Source organism: Bacillus sp. PAMC26543 (assembly GCF_014250375.1).
GTDB lineage: Bacteria > Bacillota > Bacilli > Bacillales > Bacillaceae > Bacillus > Bacillus halotolerans.
On record NZ_CP060193.1, the window covers coordinates 769,419 to 792,903 of the forward strand.

Genomic DNA, 23,485 nt, shown 5'->3' on the forward strand with positions numbered 1-23,485 from the left:
AGACATGTCGTTACATTCATTGAAAATCAACCTTGCAGAATGGCTGCTGCTAAAGGTCAAGTACCCGTCCCAATTTTGGCTGGGTGCGGCCGATCAGCCGGTAAAGGCTGCCGCACATAAGAAGAAAATCATACTGACCCTGCTGCCTTCCCATGACAATTTGGGGGATCATGCCATTGCTTATGCCAGCAAAGCGTTTCTTGAGCAGGAATACTCCGATTTTGATATCGTTGAGGTCGATATGAAGGACATATACAAATCAGCAAAAGCGCTGATCCGCTCCCGCCACCCGGAGGATATGGTCTTTATCATCGGCGGCGGAAACATGGGGGATTTATACCGGTATGAAGAGTGGACGCGCCGCTTTATCATTAAAACGTTTCATGATTATCAAATCGTCCAGCTACCGGCAACCGTTCATTTTTCTGATACGAAAAAGGGACGCAGAGAGCTGAAACGGGCGCAGAAAATTTATAACGCGCACCCCGGTTTATTGCTGATGGCCCGGGATGAAACTACGTATCAATTTATGAAGCGGCATTTTAAAGAAAAAAAGATCCTGAAGCAGCCCGATATGGTGCTGTATTTAGATAGAAGCAGCACCCCTGCGGATCGCGAAGGGGTTTATATGTGTTTGCGCGAGGATCAGGAAAGCGTGCTTCAGGAGGATCAGAGAAACCGCGTGAAGGCCGCTCTTTTTGATGAATTTGGTGATATCAAAGCTTTTACGACAACGATCGGTCGCCGGGTCAGCCGCGGCACACGGGAACAGGAGCTGGAAGCGCTTTGGTCTAAGCTGCAAAGTGCTGAAGCCGTTGTCACTGACAGGCTGCACGGCATGATTTTTTGTGCGCTGACAGGAACGCCGTGTGTAGTGATTCGGTCTTTTGATCACAAAGTCATGGAAGGCTACCAATGGCTGAAAGATATTCCAACCATGAAGCTGATTGAACAGCCGGAGCCGGAAATTGTGACAGCCGCAGTGAAAGAGCTGCTGACAAAAGAAACAAACCGTGCCGGCTTTCCGCGGGATATGTATTTTAAAGGGCTGCGGGATAAAATCAGCGGTGAAGCACAATGAGACCGCTCGTCAGCATTATTGTCCCGATGTATAACGTTGAACCATTCATTGAAGAATGCTTCAATTCACTGCTTGCCCAAACGCTTACTGATATAGAAATCATCCTTGTTAATGATGGAACACCCGATCGATCTGGTGAGATGGCAGCGGCATACGCGAAACGGGATGAAAGAGTTCAAGTCATTCATAAAAAAAATGGCGGCTTGAGTTCGGCTCGAAACGCGGGAATCAAAGCGGCGCGCGGCACGTATATCGGGTTTGTAGACGGAGACGATTATGTCTCTCCCGCCATGTTTCAAAGGCTTGCAGAAGAAGCGGAGCAGCACCGGCTCGATATCGCTGGCTGCGGATTTTATAAACAGTTTGAAGACAAACGGGTATACGTACCGCCGCAGCTCGAAACAGGCCGTATGCTGACAAAAGCGGATATAGCTGTACAGCTCCAACGTGCCCACGAAACGAGATTTATCTGGTATGTATGGCGATATGTGTATCGCCGTGAGCTTTTGGAAAGGGCGAACCTGCGGTTTGATGAAGACATCCGTTTTGCTGAAGATTCACCCTTTAATTTATCTGCTTTTTATGAAGCCGAGCGGGTAAAAATGCTGGATGAAGGCTTGTACATATACCGTGAAAATCCGAACAGCCTGACGGAACTCCCTTATAAGCCTGCGATGGATGAAAATATCCAAAAACAATATCAAGCCAAACTCGCATTTTACAATCAGTGCGGCTTATCGGCTGTGTGCAAAGAAGATTTGGATGTGTACATTTGCAAGCACCAGCTTCCGATGCTTCTGGCAAACGCCTGTGCCTCACCGCAGTCGCCGAAAGACATCAAAAAACAGATCAGACAGATTTTATCCTATGACATGGTGCGGCAGGCTGTCAGACACACACCGCTCCAGCATGAGAAATTAGGCAGAGGCGAGCGATTGGTCTTAGGGCTGTGCAAATGGCGGCTGATCTTTCTCATCAAACTGTTTTTTGAGACACGGGGAACCATGAAAGGCAGTGCAAAGCAGGCATGAAATTCACCATTAACTTCAGCGCCAATCTCACAGCTTTTCTTCTGTCCGTATTCCTGTCTGTCTGGATGACGCCTTTTATTGTCAAAACGCTCGGTGTCGAGGCTTTCGGCTTTGTGAATTTAACGCAAAATGTGATTAATTATTTTTCCATTATCACGGTGGCGCTCAGCTCCGTGGTTGTGCGTTTTTTTTCTGTCGCAGCCCACAGGGGAGAGCAGGAAAAAGCAAATGCGTATATCAGCAATTATTTGGCTGCATCTGTTTTGATTTCATTGCTGCTTCTGCTGCCTCTTGTGAGTGCGGCTTTTTTTATTGACCGCGTTATGAATGTCCCTCAGGATCTATTGGCTGATGTTCGGCTGTCGATTTTGATTGGGAGTCTGCTGTTTCTTTTAACATTTTTGATGGCGGGGTTTGGGGCGGCGCCGTTTTATGCCAACCGGCTGTATATCACCAGTTCGATTCAGGCGGTGCAAATGCTCATCCGCGTACTGTGTGTGCTGGCGCTGTTTGCCTGCTTTACGCCAAAAATCTGGCAGATTCAGCTTGCCGCTTTAGCCGGTGCCGTCATAGCGTCTATTCTGTCTTTCTGCTTTTTCAGAAAACTGATTCCATGGTTTTCATTTAGGCTGAAAGACTTGTCATTCCGCATAAGCAAGGAACTGTTTCAGGCAGGAACCTGGAACTCAGTCAATCAGATCGGCGTGCTGCTTTTTTTGCAGATCGACCTATTAACCGCCAACTTGGTGCTGGGTGCATCTGAAGCGGGAAAATACGCGGCGATTATCCAGTTTCCGCTGCTGCTGCGCAGTTTGGCAGGAACAGTTGCATCTCTATTTGCGCCTGTCATTACTTCTTATTATTCAAAAGGCGATATGGACGGCTTGGTCAAGTACGCCAATCAGGCAGTGAGACTGAACGGGCTTTTGCTTGCGCTTCCGGCTGCATTATTGGGAGGTTTGGCCGGGCCTTTTCTGACGATCTGGCTTGGACCGTCCTTTTCCTCTGTAGCGCCGCTTTTATATATTCACGCCGGATATTTGGCGGTCAGTCTTGCCTTTATGCCGCTGTTTTATATATGGACCGCCTTTAATCAACAAAAAACACCGGCGCTCGTCACCCTGCTGTTAGGCGCAGTGAATGTTGTGCTGGCGGTCACATTAAGCGGGCCAGCGCATCTAGGGCTTTACGGCATTACGCTGGCCGGGGCGATTTCGCTTGTGCTGAAAAATGTCATCTTTACGCCGCTATATGTATCACGCATTACCGGCTACAAAAAGCATGTGTTCTTTACAGGCATGTTCGGTCCGGTCTTTGCCGCTTTATTTGCCTGGGCGGTTTGTGAGGCCATTCAGTTATGTATCACCATTGAAAGCTGGACATCACTGATTGCCGCAGGTGCCGCTGTCAGCTGCTGCTACGCCGTTTTCGCTTTTATGTTTGTTTGTACGAAAGAGGAACGACAGCTGGTGCTAAGACGGTTTAGAAAAACGAAAGGAGCTGTAAATATTTGATCCTGAAACGTCTTTTTGATCTGACGGCCGCTATTCTTTTATTGTGCTGCACGGGTGTCATTATTCTATTCACTATCGCCGTTGTCAGGCTGAAAATAGGATCGCCTGTCTTTTTTAAACAAGTACGGCCCGGCCTGCATGGGAAGCCGTTCACCCTTTATAAATTCAGAACGATGACGGACGAACGGGACAGTGAGGGAAATCTGCTGCCGGATGCAGTCAGGCTTACGAAAACAGGCAGGCTGATCAGAAAGCTGAGCATTGATGAGCTGCCGCAGCTTCTGAACGTTTTGAAAGGAGACCTCAGCCTCGTCGGTCCCCGGCCGCTGCTGATGGACTATCTGCCGCTTTATACGAAACAGCAGGCACGGCGCCATGAGGTAAAACCCGGGATTACAGGCTGGGCACAGGTCAACGGCAGAAACGCGATTTCCTGGGAAAAGAAATTTGAACTGGATGTTTGGTACGTTGACAACCGTTCATTCTTGCTCGATTTGAAAATTTTATGTCTGACGGTACGCAAAGTTCTTGTGTCAGAAGGTATACAGCAAACCAATCATGTGACCGCAGAACGCTTCACAGGAAGCGGAGATGTGTCCTCATGAGAAACGTGGCCATTGTGGGAGACGGCGGTCACGGGAAGGTGATCAGAGAACTCATAAGCGCCCGTTCAGGCACGCGCTTAGCTGCGGTGCTGGACGATAAATTCAGCACATTTGATGCCGGGAAAGAGCTGTACACAGGCCCCTCGGCAGCAATTCCTGAATTGCGCAAGCTGATCCCTGACGTCATGTTTGTGATTGCAATTGGAAACAACAGCGTCAGAAAAAAGCTGGCGGAGCGGCTGGGGTTATACAAAGAAGATTTCATCACATTAATCCACCCGTCAGCCATCATCAGCAAATCGGCTGTCATCGGGGAAGGAACGGTTATTATGGCCGGTGCGATTATTCAGGCGGATGTTCAGATCGGCGCCCATTGTATCATCAATACGGGCGCGATTGCAGAGCACGACAATCAGATCGGCGATTTTGTACATCTCTCTCCGCGCGCCACGCTTTCTGGTGGTATTGCGGTTCAAGAAGGGGCTCATGTTGGCACCGGGGCCTCCGTCATTCCGCAGGTTACTATTGGCTCTTGGAGCATTGTCGGCGCAGGCTCCGCGGTGATCCGCTCTATCCCTGCCGGGGTAACGGCAGCCGGCACCCCGGCGCGCGTGATTTCCTCTATTCAAACCTAAAGCAAAGGATGGTTACATGCATAAAAAAATCTACTTATCCGCCCCTCATATGAGCGGCAGGGAGCAGCACTATATTTCAGAAGCCTTTCGCTCAAACTGGATTGCGCCGCTTGGGCCGCTTGTGAATACATTTGAAGAAAAATTGGCTGAACGAGTCGGCGCCAAAGGGGCGGCTGCGGTCAGCTCAGGCACCGCCGCGATTCATTTGGCGCTACGTTTGCTGGATGTAAAAGCGGGAGACACCGTGTTTTGTCCGTCCTTTACATTTGTGGCAACGGCAAACCCGATTTTATATGAAAAAGCGGTGCCTGTTTTTATAGATTCTGAGCCGGATACGTGGAATATGTCTCCGAAAGCACTTGAAAGAGCACTGGAGGAAGCAAAACGAAAGGGAAATCCGCCCAAAGCGGTCATTGCCGTCAACCTGTACGGACAAAGCGCGAAAATGGATGAGATTGTAAGCCTGTGCGGCTTATACGGAGTGCCGGTCATTGAGGATGCGGCTGAATCCCTCGGTTCGGTCTATAAAGGGAAGCAGAGCGGGACATTCGGCCGTTTCGGCGTTTATTCATTTAATGGAAACAAAATCATTACCACTTCAGGAGGCGGGATGCTTGTGTCAGACGATGAAGCCGCCATTGAAAAAGCAAGATTTCTTGCTTCACAGGCCCGCGATCCTGCAGTTCATTATCAGCACAGTGAAATCGGGCACAACTACAGATTGAGCAATATCCTTGCCGGAGTCGGCATTGCCCAGCTTGAGGTGCTGGATGAGCGGGTGGAGAAAAGACGGGAGATTTTTACGAGGTACGAAAAAGCGCTTGGCAGCATAGATGGCGTTTGCTTTATGCCGGAATACTCAGAAGGCGTGTCCAACCGCTGGCTTACTGCTCTTACGCTCGATAACGGACTGATTCCTTATGACGTGGTTCAGCATCTAGCTGAAGAACAGATCGAAGCGAGACCGCTTTGGAAGCCGCTGCATACCCAGCCTCTGTTTACATCATCTGCATTTTATTCCCATACAGATTCTGAAAGTGTGTGCGAGAACTTATTCAGGCGAGGGATCTGCCTCCCATCCGGAACAAATATGACCGAAGAAGATCAAGACCGAGTAATCGATGCGTTGTTACACTTATTCCAAACAACAGAGGTGAAGAGATGGACAGCAAGCATTCAATGATCAGCCTGAAGAAAAAACTGGCCGGGCTGCTCGAAATGATTCCGAAGCAATCCGAAATCATTTACGCCGACTATCCTCTATACGGAAATGTAGGGGATCTATTTATTATGAAAGGAACGGAAGCCTTTTTTGACGAAAATGACATTCGGGTCAGAAACCGCTGGAATCCAGACAATTTCCCAATCGGGCGTAAGCTTGATCCGAATCTGATCATCGTCTGTCAGGGAGGCGGCAACTTCGGGGATTTATATCCGTACTATCAAGGATTTAGAGAGAAAATCGTTCAAACCTATCCAAACCACAAAATCGTCATTCTGCCGCAATCCATCTATTTTCAACATGAAGACAACTTAAAACGGACGGCTGACATTTTCTCTGCCCATTCAAATCTGCATATCATCACAAGGGAAAAAGCCTCCTATGCAACGGCACAGGCGTACTTTCAAAACAATCATATCAAGCTATTGCCTGATATGGCCCACCAGCTGTTTCCCATCATTCCGACACAGCAGCCGACCGGCCAAAAGCTGAGATTTATCAGAACAGATCATGAAGCAAATGATGAGCTTCAAAGACATGCGCAAGCGGAAAGCTATGACTGGCGTACAGTGCTGTCAGCTTCAGACCGCCGGACAATCGCTTTTCTCCAAACGCTGAACGTCCTGAACAAAAAAGCGGGCAATCCTCTGCCCATCGCATTTATATGGAGAAAATACTCGGATTACATCGTCACCAAAGCCATTCGCTTTTTCAGCCGTTACCAATCGGTGGAAACGTCAAGACTGCACGGCCATATTTTGTCCTCTCTTCTTCAAAAAGAAAACACGGTCATTGATAATTCCTACGGTAAAAACGCCAATTACTATCATACTTGGATGGAGGGAGTGCCAAACACTCAAATCATTCGGGACGCCTCAAAGAAGGAAAACCTTCCTGCTCACATGTGAGCGGAAGGTTTATTTTGCTTCTCCGCGTTTTACTTTGTTGTAGGCTTCATCTAAATGCTGAATCCGCTTCAGGACAACGGCGTTTTTTGTCAGCTGATCCTGCACAAGTGTGGAAACGACAGAACGGTAGTAGCTGTTCATTGCGTGGATCTTATCCTCAGACGGGTTCATTTCAATATGCTGCTTTAAGTTTTCAATAAAATACGGTACAGAAAAAAGTTCAGACATTTCTTTGGCAGCTCCTTTTTCATAAATGTATACGGTGTCATCCCAATCATGTACAATGAAGAAAGGGGAGTGAGCAAGATGGATATGAAACTTCAGCAAGTACAAGTACTAAAGCCTCAACTGACACAGGAGCTCAGGCAGGCCATTACGCTGCTTGGCTATCATTCGGCGGAACTGGCCGAATACATTGATGAGCTCTCACTGGAAAACCCTCTTATTGAACGAAAGGAAACAGACACACCGCCACTATCTTACCATAAAACAAGCAAAAACAGGATCAGCAGGCAGGAGGCGGGCCTTCAATTAAGCAATCCGCAAAAAACTCTGCAGGATGTCCTCAAACAGCAGTCGCTGGATATGAATCTGTCAAACACTGAAAAAAAGATTTTTAATTATCTGATACATTCGCTTGATTCAAACGGATATCTGGAGGAAGATGTGGAGGAGGCAGCCCGGCGCCTGTCTGTTTCGGCAGAGGAAGCGGAAGCGGTTCTGAGAAAACTACAGTCGCTTGAACCAGCGGGAATCGGAGCAAGATCTCTTCAAGAGTGTATTCTGCTGCAATTACAGCGTCTCCCGAACAGAAATGAACAGGCAGAACTGCTTGTTTCAGAACACTTTGATGTATTTGCACAAAAAAACTGGAAAGCGCTTTCAAAAGAAACTGGAATCCCGCTTCACGCGATTCAGGATATTTCTGATAAAATTGCTGCGCTTCACCCAAGACCCGGCCTTCTGTTTGCCAGTCCGGAGCAGGATATGTATATTGAACCTGACATTTTCATCATCGTTAAAAACGGCCAGATCACAGCGGAACTGAACAGCCGCTCGTTCCCGGAGATTGAGCTGCATCCGCAGTACAGGCCGCTTCTATCGTCGGGCGCCTGTCAGGATACGGTTTCCTATTTATCTACGAAATATCAGGAGTGGCGCTGGCTGAGCCGCGCGCTGAGGCAGCGGAAGCAGACGATCACCAGAATTGTAAATGAGCTGACCGCACGTCAAAAAGATTTTTTCCTAAAAGGGCGGAGCGCTATGAAGCCGCTGACACTGAGAGAGGTGGCGGATTGTCTGGGCCTGCATGAATCAACCATCAGCCGGGCCATTAAAGGGAAAACGATACAAACGCCTTACGGATTGGTTGAGATGAAGATGTTCTTCTCAGGAAAAGCAGAGGCCTCTGGAGATGGCGATACATCCAACTATGCGGTCAAAACGCATCTTCAAGCATTGATTCAGCAAGAGGATAAAACAAAACCCCTCTCAGATCAAAAGCTTGCTGACCTGTTATATGAACAGCACCGCATCCAAATCTCCAGACGCACAGTGGCGAAATACCGCGATCAATTGAACATTCCGTCATCGGCAGCCAGAAAACGGTACAAATAAAATCCTCCCTGTAAGGGAGGATTTTTTTACGGAATCATCCAGCTGAAAAACTGGTGCTGCAAAAAGGTGATGATACAGACGAGCAGCAGCAAAAACAAGCTGTGCTTGATCGTAAAGCGGAAAAGATCCGACTCCTTCCCGGCGAGTCCGACTGCCGCACACGCGACCGCGATTGACTGCGGGGAAATCATTTTGCCGGTGACGCCGCCTGATGAATTGGCCGCGACCGATAGGACAGGGTCCATTCCGACCGATAAGGCCGTTACTTTCTGAAGGTTTCCAAACAGCAGGTTAGCCGACGTATCCGAGCCGGTAATAAAGACGCCGAGCCAGCCGAGAACCGGCGAAAAGAAGGTAAACATCGAGCCTGTCAGCGCCAGCGTCATGCCGAGCGTTGTGCTCATTCCCGAGGAGTTGGTGACATATGCAAAACCAACGACCGAGGCGATCGTTAAAATCGGAAACTTCAATTCCTGCAGTGTTTCGCTAAAAACAGCCCCCCATTCTTTCCACGAAATGGACGTGATGAATTTTGACAGCACTGCGGCAATTAAAATCGCGGTGCCTGCCGAACCAAGCAACTCAAGCTTATAAACCGCTTCAATCGGAGTGCCGTCAGCATTGACGATCTGATTGTTCAAAAAAGGCACCCCAGGAGCAAAAGTCAGCTTTTCTCCAATCACATTCAGCCATTTTAAGACAATGGCTGTGCCTTCGTAATGCCCTGTCAGCGCGGATTTGACCGAAGGAATGCCCCAAACAGAAATCATCACCGTCAGCAGCAGAAACGGCGACCAGGCCTTAAAAATCTGCCCGCCGGTGTAAGCCGGTGCATCAGGGTGCAGTTTTGCCGTTTCAATTGCGGCTGCCGATTCCCGCTCCCCCGCAAACCGGAATGTCTTCTTCGGCTTCCACCATTTCAAAAACACAGCTAGCGCAGCCATCGACACTAGCGCCGACAAAACATCCGGCAGCTCCGGTCCCAGAAAGTTGGAACTGAGATACTGAACAGCGGCAAAGGAAACACCGGAAACAAGAATCGCCGGCCATACCTCAAAGGCTTTCTTGAATCCGCTCATAATGATAATTAAATAAAGAGGAATAAATACAGATAAAAACGGCAGCTGCCGTCCGACCATTTGAGAAATCTCCATCGCCGGAATCCCTGTCGGCCCTTCTACAGCTGTAATCGGAATCCCAATCGCCCCGAAGGCTACTGGCGCCGTATTGGCAATCAAACAGATCCCCGCCGCATAAAGAGGGTTAAAACCGAGGCCGACAAGCAGTGCGGCTGAAATCGCGACCGGCGCCCCGAAGCCCGCCGCTCCTTCTAAAAAAGCCCCGAATGAGAAAGCGATCAGCAGCGCCTGAAGCCGGCGGTCATCGGTAATGGAGAGAACAGAGCTGCGAATAATATCAAACTGTCCCGTTTTTACAGTGATTTTATACAAAAAAACAGACGTCACAATGATCCAGCCGATTGGCAGAATGCCGTATACGGCTCCTTGTGTAGCGGACATCAGCGCTTTTTCCGCCGGCATCCCGTAAATCAATACAGCAATCAGCAGCGCGATTCCCAAGGTGGACAATCCCGCCGTATACCCCTTCATTCGTTTAATGGCGAGTGCCCAGAAAAAGAAAATAATCGGTACAAGTGCGGCAAGCGCAGATAAAAGCAAATTTCCCCCTATAGGCGTATATGCCTGTGTCCATTGCATCCCAAACCCCTCCTTCAAACATAACTGGCTATGTGTAAGCGGTTTCTAAAGATGATATGATCATCTGATGACTAGATAATAAGACCAGTTACCTAGCATTATATTTTGAAAAAAATCAAAGTACAAGACTTTTTGACGAAATTGTCTAAATCTTTTGGCGGCGCCCAAAAGGGAGTATAATAGATCGTAAACAGCCAGACCTACAAGTTGCGGGGTGAATTGCATTGAAATATAAACAGATTAAAACAAAGAAGATATATGAAGAAGTCGCGGATGCATTATTAGATATGATCAAAACCGGCCAACTGAAGCCGGGGGATAAACTTGACTCCGTTCAGGCGCTTTCCGAAAGCTTTCAAGTCAGCCGTTCAGCGGTGCGCGAAGCGCTTTCCGCATTAAAAGCGATGGGGCTTGTCGAAATGAAACAGGGAGAAGGCACCTACCTAAAGGAGTTTGAACCTGATCAAATTTCTCAGCCTCTGTCAGCCGCACTTTTAATGAAAAAAGAAGATGTCAAACAGCTGCTCGAGGTCAGAAAGCTGCTTGAAATCGGCGTGGCTTCATTAGCTGCCGAAAAACGGACAGAAGAGAATCTCCAAAGCATTCATGCGGCGTTAAAGGAAATGGGGGAGATTGAAGCAGACGGGGAGCTAGGCGAAAAAGCAGACTTCGCCTTTCATTTGGCACTCGCTGACGCTTCACAAAACGATCTGCTTAAACATCTGATGAATCACGTATCATCATTGCTGCTGGAAACGATGAGAGAAACGCGGAAAATCTGGCTGTTTTCCAAGAAGACCTCGGTACAGCGGCTTTATGAGGAGCATGAACGGATTTATAATGCCGTGGCTGCCCAAGACGGAGCACAGGCGGAAGAAGCGATGCTGGCACACTTGACGAATGTGGAAGATGTCCTTTCGGGATATTTTGAGGAAAACGTGCAATAACCGACTCATTTCCCGGGCAATTCTGCTGGTGCATACAAACAACCAAGACTGAGCTGTAATGGTTCAGTCTTATTTACATTGTGCGGCTGACACAGCTTGACATTTACGAAAAAGGAAGTAAAATATTTTACTAAAACGACCACTGGCATGTTTGAAAATGGAGGCAGATATAATGGCGACAATAAAAGATATCGCACAAGCCGCGGGATTTTCGATTTCAACCGTTTCCCGTGTTTTAAATAACGATGAGAGCCTTTCTGTACCGGACGAGACGCGTGAAAAGATATATGAAGCCGCGGAGAAACTTAATTATCGCAAGAAAACTGTAAGGCCTCTGGTGAAACACATTGCTTTTTTATATTGGCTGACAGATCAAGAGGAGCTGGAAGATGTCTATTTCAAAACAATGAGATTAGAAGTAGAGAAATTGGCGAAAACCTTCAATGTCGACATGACGACCTATAAAATAACGGACGGTATTGAATGCATTCCAGCTCATACAGAAGGTTTTATTGCCGTGGGCACCTTTTCTGATAAAGAATTAGCGTTTCTCAGAAATCTGACGGAGAACGGCGTTTTTATTGACTCTTCCCCTGATCCCGACCATTTTGATTCGGTAAGGCCGGACTTAGCGCAAATGACGAAGAGAACGGTAAACATCCTAGTTGAAAAAGGGCATAAGAATATCGGATTTATTGGCGGCACGTACAAAAATCCGAACACGAATCAAGATGAAATGGATATTCGTGAAAAAACGTTCCGATCCTATATGCAGGAAAAAGGGATGCTGGACGAGCGCTATATATTATGCCGCCGCGGCTTCTCCGTCGAAAATGGCTACCGCCTGATGACTAAAGCGATTGAAGCATTGGGTGATCAGCTTCCGACCGCCTTTTTTATCGCGGCAGACCCGATTGCGGTCGGCTGTCTGCAAGCCCTGAATGAAAAAGGAATCGCGATACCAAACAGAGTGAGCGTCGTGAGCATCAATAACATCAGCTTTGCCAAGTACGTCTCTCCGCCGCTGACGACCTTTCATATTGATATCAAGGAACTATGTAAAAACGCTGTGGAATTATTGCTTGAGCAAGTGCTGGAAAAGCGGAAAACGGTTAAAACGTTATATATGGGAGCTGAATTAATCGTCAGAAAGAGCATGAATTAAATCGTATTTCAAAATGGCTTAGTATTCTAAGTCATTTTTTGTTTGGTAAAAAAATTTACTTATAGGAGTAAATAGTTTGTTTACACATTTGCTCAGTCATGCTATATTATTTTTAAAGCGCTTTCATCTAATACGGAAGGGTGACAATTGATGAAAATGGTAAAAAAGTACGCCGGTGTCATGCTCTGCGCGGCTGTCAGTTTATCTTTAGCCGCCTGCGGACCGCAGGAAAGCAGCAGCGAAAAAACAAGTTCAAAGGGCTCGGAGCTTGTCGTGTGGGAGGATAAAGAAAAAAGCATCGGCATTAAAGACGCTGTTGCCGAATTTGAAAAAGAGCATGATGTGAAGGTCAAAGTTGTTGAAAAACCTTATGCCCAGCAGATTGAAGATTTGCGTATGGACGGCCCGGCCGGCACAGGGCCTGACGTGTTAACCATGCCCGGTGACCAGATCGGAACGGCTGTCACAGAGGGATTAATCAAAGAATTAAACGTTGAAAAGGATGTTCAATCGCTCTACACAGACGCATCCATTCAGTCTCAAAAGGTGGACCAGAAGCTTTATGGCCTGCCTAAAGCCGTCGAAACAACAGTGCTTTTTTATAACAAAGATCTCATCTCAGAGGACGAATTGCCGCAAACGCTGGAAGAGTGGTACGACTACTCTAAAAAAACAGCTGATGGCAGCAAGTTTGGATTTTTAGCCTTATTTGATCAAATTTATTACGCGCAAAGTGTCATGGGCGGGTACGGCGGATATATCTTTGGAAAGGATAAGGACGGAAACGATGATCCGTCTGATCTTGGAATCAATAATGAAGGCGCTGTCAAAGGTGCTAAGCTGATTCAGAAGTTTTATCAAGATGGCTTATTCCCGGCTGGCATTGTCGGAGAGCAGGGAATCAATGTACTCGAATCACTGTTTACAGAAGGAAAGGCTGCTGCGATTATTTCAGGCCCATGGAATGTAGAAGCCTTTTCGAAAGCGGGAATTGATTATGGCATCACCAAGCTTCCGAAGCTGGAAAACGGCAAAAACATGAGCTCTTTTATCGGCGTCAAAAGCTACAATGTCAGCGCATTTTCAAAACATGCAGAGCTGGCGCAAGAGTTAGCCGTTTTTCTGGCTAATGAAAAGAATTCTAAAAAACGATATGAACAAACGAAAGAAGTTCCGGCCATTCAATCATTAGCGAGTGACAAGGCGATCATGAAAAGCGAAGCGGCACGGGCGGTCACCGAACAATCCCGCTTCTCAGAGCAGACGCCGAATATACCGGAAATGAACGAAATATGGACCCCGGCTGATTCGGCATTACAAACGATTGCAACAGGAAAAGCGGACCCGAAAAAAGCCTTAGATCAGGCTGCCGAAACGGCCAAAGGGCAGATGAAGGCAAAGCATAGCGGAACATAAAGAGAAAAGTAGATTTGTATTGTAAGAGAGGTGAAGACGGTGCAGCATCGTAAAGTCGCTTTGTTATTGTCAATCATTCCGGGCCTTGGTCAATTCTACAACAAACAATGGATCAAAGGCCTCCTGTTTCTCCTCTTGGGCGCATCGTTTTTTGCGGTATTTGGAGATTTGCTGAATATGGGGCTTTGGGGAATCTTTACGCTGGGAACAGAGGTGCCGCGGGATAACTCGGTGTTTCTGCTGGCGGAAGGCATTATCGCTGTCATTGTGACATGCTTTGGACTTGCGGTATATTATGTGAATTTGCGAGACGCTTATCAAAGCGGAAAACGCCGTGATGAAAAGAGGCCCTTGAGCTCTCTCAAGGAACAATATCAAAATATCATCGCTCAGGGCTATCCATATGTCGTCAGCGGACCATCTCTGTTTATTTTAGTTTTCGCGGTGATCTTTCCCATCTTATTCAGCTTTGCCTTAGCTTTTACAAACTATGATTTATATCATTCTCCTCCTGCTAAATTAGTAGATTGGGTTGGTTTTCAAACCTTCACTGATATTTTTACTGTCGATATTTGGCGCTCGACCTTTTTTGATGTGCTGGCTTGGACGGTGGTGTGGACGCTTTGTGCTTCCACTCTGCAAGTCAGTCTGGGGATATGGCTGGCGATCATTGTGAATCAGAAAGACATCCGGTTTAAACGGTTTTTCCGGACTATTTTGATTTTGCCATGGGCTGTTCCAGGATTTGTCACAATTTTAATTTTTGCCGGTTTGTTTAACGATAGTTTCGGCGCAATGAATCAAGACATTTTGGCTTTCTTTGGCATTGATCCGCTTCCGTGGATGACAGATGCGAATTGGTCGAGGCTGGCGCTGATCCTCATGCAAGGCTGGCTTGGTTTTCCGTATATCTTCCTTGTTTCAACGGGTGTTTTGCAATCGATTCCTGAGGATCTTTATGAAGCGGCGACAATTGATGGTGCTTCCATCTTCTCAAAGCTGAGATACATCACGCTCCCGATGGTGTTCATTGCGATGGCTCCGATTATCATTACGCAGTTCACATTTAATTTTAATAACTTCAATATTATTTATCTTTTCAATGGAGGCGGTCCGGCTGTTTCCGGATCAACAGCCGGCGGAACAGATATTCTCGTATCGTGGATTTATAAATTGACGATGCAGTCCAGCCAATATTCCCTTGCGGCTGCTTTAACCATTTTATTGTCTGTGTTTGTGATTGCCATTGCATTGTGGCAATTCAGACAGACGAAGTCTTTTAAAGAGGAGGGCTGAGACATGCTGGCAGATATGAAGGTCAGAAAATTTATGCGGCTCCTTTTCTCTTACTTGTTTTTAGCCTGCATGGCGGCCATCATTGTGTATCCTCTCCTTTGGACGGCAGGCGCCAGCTTTAATCCCGGCAACAGTTTAATCAGTACATCCCTCATTCCGAAGAATCCGACGTTCGACCACTACAAAGAATTATTTGCGGGCAAAGAAAGCCTTCAATATGTGCAGTGGTATATCAACTCGATAAAAATCAGCCTGTTTACGATGGCTGGCTCACTGATCTGTGTGACGTTTACGGCCTATGCGTTTTCCCGCTTTCGGTTTAAAGGGAGGAAATACGCATTAACGCTCTTTTTATTGCTGCAAATGATTCCTCAGTTTTCTGCATTGATCGCCTTGTTTGTGCTGGCTCAAATGTTAGGGATGATCAACAGCCATTGGCTGCTGATCCTGCTTTATATCGGCGGCCTGATCCCGATGAATACGTACTTGATGAAAGGATATATGGATTCCATCCCGATTGATTTAGACGAAAGCGCAAAGATTGACGGGGCAAGCAGCACGAGGATCTTTTTGCAGATCATCCTGCCTTTATCAAAACCGTTGGCGGCAGTGGTTGCGATGAATGGCTTTACCGGCCCGCTCGGAGATTTTGTTTTGTCATCAACGATATTGAGAACACCTGATTCATATACATTGCCCGTAGGCTTATTCAATTTAGTTAATGATGTCATGGGAGCAAGCTATACGACATTTGCGGCGGGTGCCTTGCTCATCAGCATACCGGTTGCCGTCATCTTTATCATGCTGCAAAAGAATTTTGTGTCCGGATTAACCGCAGGCGGAACGAAAGGATAAGAGAATAAGGGGGAGAAAATCATGTCAAAGCTTGAAAAAAAGCACGTTACAAAAGCGAAATTTATGCTCCACGGAGGAGACTACAACCCTGATCAATGGCTGAATCGGCCGGATATTTTAGCCGACGATATAAAGCTGATGAAGCTTTCCCATACTAATACGTTTTCTGTTGGCATTTTTGCATGGAGTGCGCTTGAGCCGGAGGAAGGTGTATATCAATTTGAATGGCTTGATGATGTTTTTGACCGTATCCACAGTATCGGCGGCCGTGTCATTTTAGCAACGCCGAGCGGAGCGCGTCCTGCCTGGCTGTCGCAAACCTACCCTGAGGTGCTGCGGGTCAATGCCTCCAGAGTGAAACAGCTGCACGGAGGACGGCATAACCACTGCCTGACGTCCAAGGTCTATCGTGAAAAAACTCGGCACATCAACCGTTTATTAGCAGAAAGATACCGCGGACATCCGGCGCTTTTCATGTGGCATATTTCCAACGAATATGGAGGCGAATGCCACTGTGACCAATGTCAGCATGCTTTCAGAGAGTGGCTGAAAACGAAATATGACAATAGTCTCAAGGTATTGAATAACGCGTGGTGGACGCCGTTTTGGAGTCATACATTTAATGACTGGTCACAAATTGAAAGCCCTTCCCCGATTGGAGAAAATGGCTTGCACGGCCTGAACTTAGACTGGCGCCGGTTTGTCACGGATCAAACCATTTCCTTTTATGAAAATGAAATCGTACCGCTGAAAGAGCTGACGCCGGACATTCCGATAACAACGAATTTTATGGGTGATACACCAGATTTAATTCCTTATCAGGGTCTCGACTACAGCAAATTTGCAAAGCATGTGGATGTCATCAGCTGGGACGCTTATCCTGTGTGGCACAATGATTGGGAAAGCACAGCAGATTTGGCGATGAAGGTCGGCTTTATCAATGATCTGTACAGAAGCCTGAAGCAGCAGCCCTTTCTATTAATGGAGTGTACGCCTAGCGCTGTCAATTGGCATAACGTAAACAAAGCAAAACGCCCGGGCATGAACCTGCTTTCATCTATGCAAATGATTGCCCACGGATCAGACAGCGTCCTCTATTTCCAATTTCGAAAATCACGAGGATCATCGGAAAAACTGCATGGGGCGATTGTGGATCATGACAACAGCACAAAGAACCGCGTCTTTCAAGAAGTGGCAAAAGTCGGGGAGACATTGGAGCAGCTGTCTGAAGTCGTTGGAACGAAGAGACCGTCTGAAGCTGCTATTTTGTATGATTGGGAAAATAATTGGGCGCTTGAGGACGCTCAGGGATTTGCAAAAGCGACAAAGCGTTATCCGCAAACACTGCAGCAGCATTACCGCACATTCTGGGAACAGGATATCCCGGTCGACGTCATTACAAAAGAACAAGATTTTTCAGCGTATAAGCTGCTGATCGTCCCCATGCTGTATGTAATCAGTGAAGAAACCATTTCGCGATTAAAGAAGTTTACGGCTAACGGCGGAACCTTGGTGATGACCTATATCAGCGGAATCGTCAACGAGCATGACTTAACGTATACAGGCGGCTGGCACCCAGACTTGCAAACGATATTTGGAATTGAGCCGCTCGAAACAGATACGCTGTATCCGAAAGATCGAAATGCCGTCAGCTACCGCAATCAAACGTATGAAATGAAAGATTATGCAACGGTGATCGAATTGAAAGCCGCAACGGCAGAGGGTGTGTATCAGGATGACTTTTATGCGCATACCCCTGCGGTTACAAGCCATCGATATGAACAAGGAAAAGCGTATTTTATCGGCGCGCGTTTAGAGGATCAATTTCACCGGGATTTTTATCAAAGTTTGATAAAAGAACTGTCTTTGTCTCCGGTTTTTCCGGTTAAGCATGGTAAAGGCGTCTCCGTACAGGCGAGACAGGATCAGCACAATGACTATATCTTCATCATGAATTTTACGGAACAACAGCAGCTGGTTTCGTTTGATAAGCGTGTGAAGGATATCGTTACTGGTGAAATGCTTTCAGGAGACCTGATCTTGGAAAAATATGAAGTGAGAATTGTCGTGAACTCACATTGAGGTGTGCCTCCGCTCTATATGGGCGGGGTCTTTTTTGAAATCGCTTACGTGAGAGGGTGGAAATATGAAAAGCAGAATCATCGTGCTGTTAGCCGCTGTCATCGTCTGGAGCGGGATCGGAAGTTCGACGGGATATGCCGCCGCAGAGGGGGAGAAATATGTGTCAGAGCTTCAGGCAAATAACCTTTTTGTTAAAAAGGTAGCGGGCATGAACAAGGACTTTATCAAAGGAGTTGACGTGTCGAGCATTATTGCTTTAGAAAACAGCGGTGTAACCTTTTACAATGCAAGCGGAAAACGTCAGGACATCTTTACAACCTTAAAGCAAGCAGGCGTCAACTATGTCCGCGTCCGCATTTGGAATGATCCGTATAACGCTTATGGCAATGGTTATGGGGGAGGCAATAATGATGTTCAAAAAGCCATCCAAATCGGAAAAAGAGCAACCGCGAACGGGATGAAGCTGCTGGCAGACTTTCATTATTCCGATTTCTGGGCAGATCCTGCAAAACAGAAGGTGCCAAAGGCTTGGGCGAACTTAAGCTTCGAAGCTAAGAAAGCAAAGCTCTATGAATTTACAAAACAAAGTCTGCAAGCCATGGTCAAGGAAGGCATTGATATCGGTATGGTACAGGTCGGAAACGAAACAACAGGAGCATTTGCCGGGGAAACGGATTGGAAGAAGATGAGTCAATTATTCAATGAAGGAAGCCGGGCAGTCAGGGAAACAAATCGTGACATATTGGTCGCGCTGCATTTCACCAACCCAGAAACGTCGGGACGATATTCATATATTGCTGAAACCCTCAACAAAAACAAAGTCGATTATGATGTATTTGCCAGCTCATATTATCCATTCTGGCACGGTACGTTACACAATTTGTCCTCCGTGCTGAAAGCTGTTGCGGATACGTACGGCAAAAAAGTCATGGTGGCGGAAACGTCATACACCTATACGGCTGAAGACGGAGACGGACATGAAAACACAGCGCCTAAAAGCGGTCAGACGCTGCCATACCCGATTTCAGTGCAAGGCCAGGCAAATGCCGTAAGAGATGTGATGGACGCAGTGGCAAAGACAGGAACAGCCGGATTGGGCGTTTTTTATTGGGAGCCTGCGTGGATTCCGGTCGGCCCGAAGACGCAATTGGAGAAAAATAAAACGATATGGGAAACATATGGTTCCGGATGGGCCTCCAGCTATGCAGCCGAATACGATCCTGAAGACGCAGGTAAGTGGTATGGAGGAAGTGCAGTGGATAATCAAGCTTTGTTTGATTTCAACGGACATCCGCTGCCATCATTACAGGTATTCAAATACGCGGAAACAGGCCATATCCCGAAAAAATAATGAAAATCCATGAGGTGTAACAACGCATTGTTATCTCTCATGGATTCTTTTATTTTACATCTACTAAAATAAAACACTCATCATCGTTTTTGGGCTCAGCTTGAAGAGATGAGAGGATTTTGTTTTTCAGCTCAGCTATAGGCAAATCAGGATGATTCTTTATTAAACGGTGTAAATAACATGATGCCGTCGGGTCCATCACACCGTCTGTATACAGAAGCAGCCTTCCGCCGCGTGTATAGTGAAGGCTGCTTGACTGAAACACCGCTTCTTCAAACATCCCAATCGGCGGTGCGGTTGCGTCCAGCGTTGATTGGGTTCCCTCGGCATCCTGCCATAATGCGGGCGGATGGCCCGCGTTGACATAATCAATTCTTTGCCGGTCTGTATCAATGATGAGGCAAATAGCGGTACAGTAATGCCTTGCTTCCTCGTCGTTTTGAAACAAACTGTGAAGATGGTAGTCTAGTTCCTTCATGACTTTGTCGGGACTGATCCCTTGTGTCATTAATCGCTGGAATAAAGGATGGAGGGACATCGTAACTAATGCAGAAGAAATGCCGTGTCCCATCACATCAAGGAGGATCAAGCCGTAGCGGTGCTCATCGATTTGATAAAATCCATATAAGTCGCCTGATAAGTCACTGGATGCTTTATAATACGAATCAATCTGAATTTGATCATTCAAGATCGGCTCGGTCAATGAATTTTCTTGAATCTTTCTGGCGAGTTCAAGCTCTCTTTTTGTATTCGATCTGAATTGCTGATTTTGCTTATTGATCGCAAGAAGCTCTTCTTGTTTCACCTTCAGCGTCTGCAAAGCAATTTCCAGCTCCGCATTTGCTTTCTGTTTGGCGAGCAGTGCTTCCTCAGCTGCGTTTCTGGCAATCAGCAGCTCATTTTCATATTCGTTTCGCTTCCGCATCGGAATGACAACGCATTCTGTTACAGCGGCTTCCTGATCCGCTCTCCGAACTGCGTTTACAAGGACGGGGACTTCTTCCCCATTGTTTGTTTCCAGGGAGATGTACATTTCTTCAATGTGTTGTTCAAGCTGCAAAAGCGGAACAAAATAAAGCTGATAAAAAAGCTTTGCAGGAACGGTTAAAAGAGCATTGATATGCTGACCGATCACCTGTTCCGATTCGTAATCAAGAATCTTAAGCAAGGTGTGATTGACAGCTAAAATTGTACCCTCTTCAGATAAAGTAAGGAAACCGCATGGTGCATAATTCAATTGTTGATCCATTCAGAGGGTCACCTCTATCCCTTTCGTTCCTAAATCACGTATGCGTTCAAATAATCGCTGATCAGCTGTATTGTCTCTTCGGGATGGCTCATATGCGGGCAGTGCCCGTTGGCTTTCATCTGTATGAGTGTGCTGTAAGGGAGATGCTTTTGCATATACTCACCTACTAATGACGGTGCAATGACATCATTCGAACATTGCAGGATAAGCGAAGGCACGGTCACCTTTGGAAGATCTTTTCGATGATCTGAAAAAAACGCCGCCTTCGCGAATTGCCGTGCGATGATAGGATCAGTAGAACAAAAACGGCTTTCCAGCTCTTCCTTAATTTCTGGCCGATCCGGCTGATTCACTACGGTCGCCGCAAAAACGGTTGCCCAGCCTATGTAGTTTTTCTCCATCATCTCTATTAACCCAAGGAGCTGCTCTTCCTCAAAACCCCCGTAATACTCAGGCGGATCATTTAAATAGCAAGGAGAAGGCCCCACCATAATCAGTTGTGAAAAAAGCTCGGGACGTCGTAATGATGCAAGCGTGCCAATCACAGCCCCCACAGAATGCCCCACAAAAACGGCTTTTGACAGATCTAACGCTTCACAAACATCCAGAACATCCTGGGCATAGCCGTCAAGTGTGCGGTAACGAACCATATCATATGCGTGCAAATCAGAATTTCCCGCACCTACATAATCAAATAGAATCAGCTGGTATTCGTCTTCAAAGGCAGGAGCCACGGCATCCCACACGCTTTGATCACACCCGAATCCAGGTGCAAATACAATTGGTGTTGTGCCGTTCCCCCTCACCTTCACATGATTCCTAGTCAAAATAGCTTGATCCATAGTCGGCTCCTTTCAGCTAAAACGACATGAAGATTAATATGTATATCATACCACTTCAAGGCCTGAATTGCGGGCTTTCTATGAAAGTAAATAGGCGTCTTGCAGAAAGAGGACATGCGGCATGGAGAGCTGGATTGATTGGAAGATGTAGCGGAAGGATTGCCTAGGTGCCGGATATAATATAAAGCGGTAATATCATCTGAATGACACAAATGACATTTGTCATCTCAAATCATGACACCCCTTACTAAAATCATCTGATCCGGTATTTTACAATCAATGTAAGCAATCAGGAGGTGCTCATAAAATGAATGAGGTTGTGTCAGTAAGAAATGTCACAAAACATTTTCAGCAAAAAACAGCAGTGAAGAACATTCATTTCAGCATAGGAAAAGGAGAAATCGTGGCCATCCTTGGCCCGAATGGCGCAGGGAAGACAACAGCGATCTCTATGATGCTGGGATTGCTGAAGCCAAGTGAGGGTGAAATCAAATTATTTAACCGTCAGCCTGATGAAAAACAGGTGCGTGAAAAAATCGGTACCATGCTGCAGGAAGTAAGTGTCATGCCGGGATTAAAGGTCTGCGAAACCCTCGAGCTTATCCGCAGTTATTATCCCCATCCATTATCCATGAAAGAGCTTGTCTCGCTGACAGCACTCACAAAAGAAGATTTGAAAACACCGGCAGAGAAATTATCCGGCGGACAAAAACGCCGTCTGAGCTTTGCTTTGGCACTTGCCGGCAATCCGGAGTTACTTGTATTTGATGAACCGACTGTCGGAATGGACACGACATCAAGACACCAGTTTTGGAAGACAGTGAACAGCTTGGCGGATCAAGGAAAGACCATTATTTTTTCAACTCATTATTTACAGGAAGCAGATGATGCCGCGCAGCGCATTTTGTTTTTTGCTGAAGGACGGCTTGCCGCAGACGAAACGCCGAAGCAAATCAGAGCAAGGATTCAGAAGCAGTCTGTTTCCTTTAAGGTTTCATCGGATGAATCATTGGAAAAGCTTTATCGGCATCCGGAAGTAGAACGAGTGACTCAAAAGCATCAGCGAATCAGCATTCAAACGTCAAATACCGATAAAGTGTTAGCGCTCATCTTTCAAGAAAACATCAATGCACGTGATATTCGAATCGAACAAGGAACGCTCGATGAGGCATTTCGACAGCTTGCTGACGGGAACAGGGAGGCGATGTGAGATGAACATGCTGCGGAAACAGTGCATAGCTGAAATGAAAAGGGTGCTCAGGAATAAATACTTTGTGTTTTGGTCGCTCGTTATGCCGATTGCCTTTTACTATCTCTTTACAAACGTAGTGAATACCAATGTTTCTGACAAGGGCGCCTGGAATGCCCATTATTTAATGTCTATGACAACCTTCAGCGTAATGGGTTCTTCTATGATGACGCTTGGAATCCGTTTGGTACAAGAACGGGCACAAGGCTGGTCAGTTTTTATCCGCATCACGCCTCTGCCGGATCATATTTATTTGGCGGCTCAGATGATCGGGCAAAGTGTCATTCATCTTTTATCTATTACTGTCATTTTTCTTGCCGGCGCCATCATAAACGGCATTGACTTGTCACCGTTTGAATGGGTCATGAGCGGGCTTTGGATTTTAATTGGGGCATTTCCGTTTTTAGCGTTAGGGACATTAATCGGTCTCATGAGAAAAGTAGAAACGGCAGCCGGGGTCAGTAATGTGCTTTACATGCTGCTGGCGATAAGCGGGGGCATGTGGATGCCGATCGAGGTCATGCCGGACATATTGAAAAACATAGGTCAATGGCTCCCGTCTTATCATTTTGGGAGCGGAGCGTGGGCTCTTGTTCAAGGCGAGCTTCCAACCTGGAAAAATATTCTGATGTTAATCGCTTATTTAGTGATCTTCATGCTACTATTTAAGTATATAAGAAGAAAACAAGAAGCGGTGTAATA

21 protein-coding genes are annotated in these 23,485 nt (G+C 46.6%); 17 read left to right on the plus strand and 4 right to left on the minus strand.

The genetic code is table 11. The features are described from left to right. Positions 1 to 4 precede the first annotated feature (4 nt). Genes H7F27_RS03805 through H7F27_RS03835 form a run of 7 tightly spaced genes read left to right on the plus strand, consistent with a single transcriptional unit; the run spans position 5 to position 6,996 of the window. The gene (locus tag H7F27_RS03805) at positions 5 to 1,081 is read left to right on the plus strand and encodes a polysaccharide pyruvyl transferase family protein (RefSeq protein ID WP_185848590.1); all 1,077 of its coding nucleotides are present in this window, start codon (positions 5 to 7) and stop codon (positions 1,079 to 1,081) included. Beyond that, positions 1,078 to 2,112, plus strand: coding sequence for a glycosyltransferase (locus H7F27_RS03810; RefSeq protein ID WP_185848591.1), 1,035 nt, complete (start codon positions 1,078 to 1,080; stop codon positions 2,110 to 2,112). Before H7F27_RS03805 ends, H7F27_RS03810 begins: the two co-directional genes overlap by 4 nt. After that, the gene (locus H7F27_RS03815; protein WP_185848592.1) at positions 2,109 to 3,626 is read left to right on the plus strand and encodes an MATE family efflux transporter; all 1,518 of its coding nucleotides are present in this window, start codon (positions 2,109 to 2,111) and stop codon (positions 3,624 to 3,626) included. Before H7F27_RS03810 ends, H7F27_RS03815 begins: the two co-directional genes overlap by 4 nt. Next, positions 3,623 to 4,231, plus strand: a complete 609-nt coding sequence (locus H7F27_RS03820) for a sugar transferase (protein ID WP_059353581.1) — start codon at positions 3,623 to 3,625, stop codon at positions 4,229 to 4,231. The genes H7F27_RS03815 and H7F27_RS03820 overlap by 4 nt, the downstream gene beginning before the upstream one ends. Continuing rightward, positions 4,228 to 4,866, plus strand: a complete 639-nt coding sequence (locus H7F27_RS03825; protein ID WP_185848593.1) for an acetyltransferase — start codon at positions 4,228 to 4,230, stop codon at positions 4,864 to 4,866. The genes H7F27_RS03820 and H7F27_RS03825 overlap by 4 nt, the downstream gene beginning before the upstream one ends. 16 nt (positions 4,867 to 4,882) lie before the next feature. Beyond that, complete coding sequence (locus tag H7F27_RS03830; RefSeq protein ID WP_185848594.1) at positions 4,883 to 6,049, plus strand: DegT/DnrJ/EryC1/StrS family aminotransferase; 1,167 nt, start codon at positions 4,883 to 4,885, stop codon at positions 6,047 to 6,049. Then, entirely contained in the window at positions 6,028 to 6,996 is a 969-nt protein-coding gene (locus H7F27_RS03835) for a polysaccharide pyruvyl transferase family protein (protein ID WP_185848595.1), read from the plus strand. Before H7F27_RS03830 ends, H7F27_RS03835 begins: the two co-directional genes overlap by 22 nt. A gap of 9 nt (positions 6,997 to 7,005) precedes the next feature. Here H7F27_RS03835 and yvfG read toward each other — a convergent pair whose 3' ends face one another. Beyond that, on the minus strand, positions 7,006 to 7,224 hold the full coding sequence (yvfG, locus tag H7F27_RS03840; RefSeq protein WP_185848596.1) for a protein YvfG: 219 nt from the start codon (positions 7,222 to 7,224) through the stop codon (positions 7,006 to 7,008). A gap of 78 nt (positions 7,225 to 7,302) precedes the next feature. On the opposite strand from yvfG, the gene rpoN reads away from it, so the two are divergent. Continuing rightward, entirely contained in the window at positions 7,303 to 8,613 is a 1,311-nt protein-coding gene (gene rpoN, locus H7F27_RS03845; RefSeq protein WP_185848597.1) for an RNA polymerase factor sigma-54, read from the plus strand. 26 nt (positions 8,614 to 8,639) lie between these two features. On the opposite strand, the gene lutP is transcribed toward rpoN, so the two are convergent. Next, complete coding sequence (lutP, locus tag H7F27_RS03850; RefSeq protein WP_105990948.1) at positions 8,640 to 10,331, minus strand: L-lactate permease LutP; 1,692 nt, start codon at positions 10,329 to 10,331, stop codon at positions 8,640 to 8,642. Between the two features lie 224 nt (positions 10,332 to 10,555). Here lutP and lutR point away from each other — a divergent pair, with 224 nt between their 5' ends. The 7 genes from lutR to H7F27_RS03885 all read left to right on the plus strand — a co-directional run bounded on the left by lutR (position 10,556) and on the right by H7F27_RS03885 (position 19,443). Beyond that, entirely contained in the window at positions 10,556 to 11,278 is a 723-nt protein-coding gene (lutR, locus tag H7F27_RS03855) for an L-lactate utilization/bacilysin biosynthesis transcriptional regulator LutR (protein ID WP_024122919.1), read from the plus strand. 172 nt (positions 11,279 to 11,450) lie between these two features. Next, positions 11,451 to 12,443, plus strand: coding sequence for a galactan degradation operon transcriptional regulator GanR (locus H7F27_RS03860; protein ID WP_185848598.1), 993 nt, complete (start codon positions 11,451 to 11,453; stop codon positions 12,441 to 12,443). Between the two features lie 150 nt (positions 12,444 to 12,593). Then, the gene (locus H7F27_RS03865; RefSeq protein ID WP_185848599.1) at positions 12,594 to 13,859 is read left to right on the plus strand and encodes an arabinogalactan oligomer ABC transporter substrate-binding protein GanS; all 1,266 of its coding nucleotides are present in this window, start codon (positions 12,594 to 12,596) and stop codon (positions 13,857 to 13,859) included. A gap of 39 nt (positions 13,860 to 13,898) precedes the next feature. Beyond that, a complete protein-coding gene (gene ganP / locus H7F27_RS03870) occupies positions 13,899 to 15,155 on the plus strand; it encodes a galactooligosaccharide ABC transporter permease GanP (RefSeq protein ID WP_185848600.1) in 1,257 nt (418 codons plus the stop codon). 3 nt (positions 15,156 to 15,158) lie between these two features. After that, positions 15,159 to 16,010 carry a galactooligosaccharide ABC transporter permease GanQ gene (ganQ, locus tag H7F27_RS03875; RefSeq protein WP_185848601.1) on the plus strand — a complete coding sequence of 284 codons (852 nt, stop codon included), beginning with the start codon at positions 15,159 to 15,161 and terminating at the stop codon, positions 16,008 to 16,010. An 18-nt stretch (positions 16,011 to 16,028) separates the two neighbouring features. Next, complete coding sequence (locus tag H7F27_RS03880; RefSeq protein WP_185848923.1) at positions 16,029 to 18,092, plus strand: beta-galactosidase GanA; 2,064 nt, start codon at positions 16,029 to 16,031, stop codon at positions 18,090 to 18,092. Between the two features lie 64 nt (positions 18,093 to 18,156). Then, entirely contained in the window at positions 18,157 to 19,443 is a 1,287-nt protein-coding gene (locus tag H7F27_RS03885; RefSeq protein ID WP_185848602.1) for an arabinogalactan endo-beta-1,4-galactanase, read from the plus strand. A gap of 49 nt (positions 19,444 to 19,492) precedes the next feature. Here H7F27_RS03885 and H7F27_RS03890 read toward each other — a convergent pair whose 3' ends face one another. Both H7F27_RS03890 and H7F27_RS03895 read right to left on the minus strand, forming a co-directional pair. Continuing rightward, the gene (locus H7F27_RS03890; RefSeq protein ID WP_024122912.1) at positions 19,493 to 20,692 is read right to left on the minus strand and encodes a phosphoserine phosphatase RsbP; all 1,200 of its coding nucleotides are present in this window, start codon (positions 20,690 to 20,692) and stop codon (positions 19,493 to 19,495) included. 29 nt (positions 20,693 to 20,721) lie between these two features. Continuing rightward, positions 20,722 to 21,534 (minus strand): alpha/beta fold hydrolase, encoded by an 813-nt coding sequence (locus H7F27_RS03895; RefSeq protein WP_185848603.1) that lies wholly within the window; start codon positions 21,532 to 21,534, stop codon positions 20,722 to 20,724. 307 nt (positions 21,535 to 21,841) lie between these two features. Between H7F27_RS03895 and H7F27_RS03900 the strand changes: the two genes are divergently transcribed. Next, positions 21,842 to 22,744, plus strand: coding sequence for an ABC transporter ATP-binding protein (locus H7F27_RS03900; protein WP_185848604.1), 903 nt, complete (start codon positions 21,842 to 21,844; stop codon positions 22,742 to 22,744). Between the two features lies 1 nt (position 22,745). Further along, positions 22,746 to 23,483 carry an ABC transporter permease gene (locus H7F27_RS03905; RefSeq protein WP_185848605.1) on the plus strand — a complete coding sequence of 246 codons (738 nt, stop codon included), beginning with the start codon at positions 22,746 to 22,748 and terminating at the stop codon, positions 23,481 to 23,483. Positions 23,484 to 23,485 lie beyond the last annotated feature (2 nt).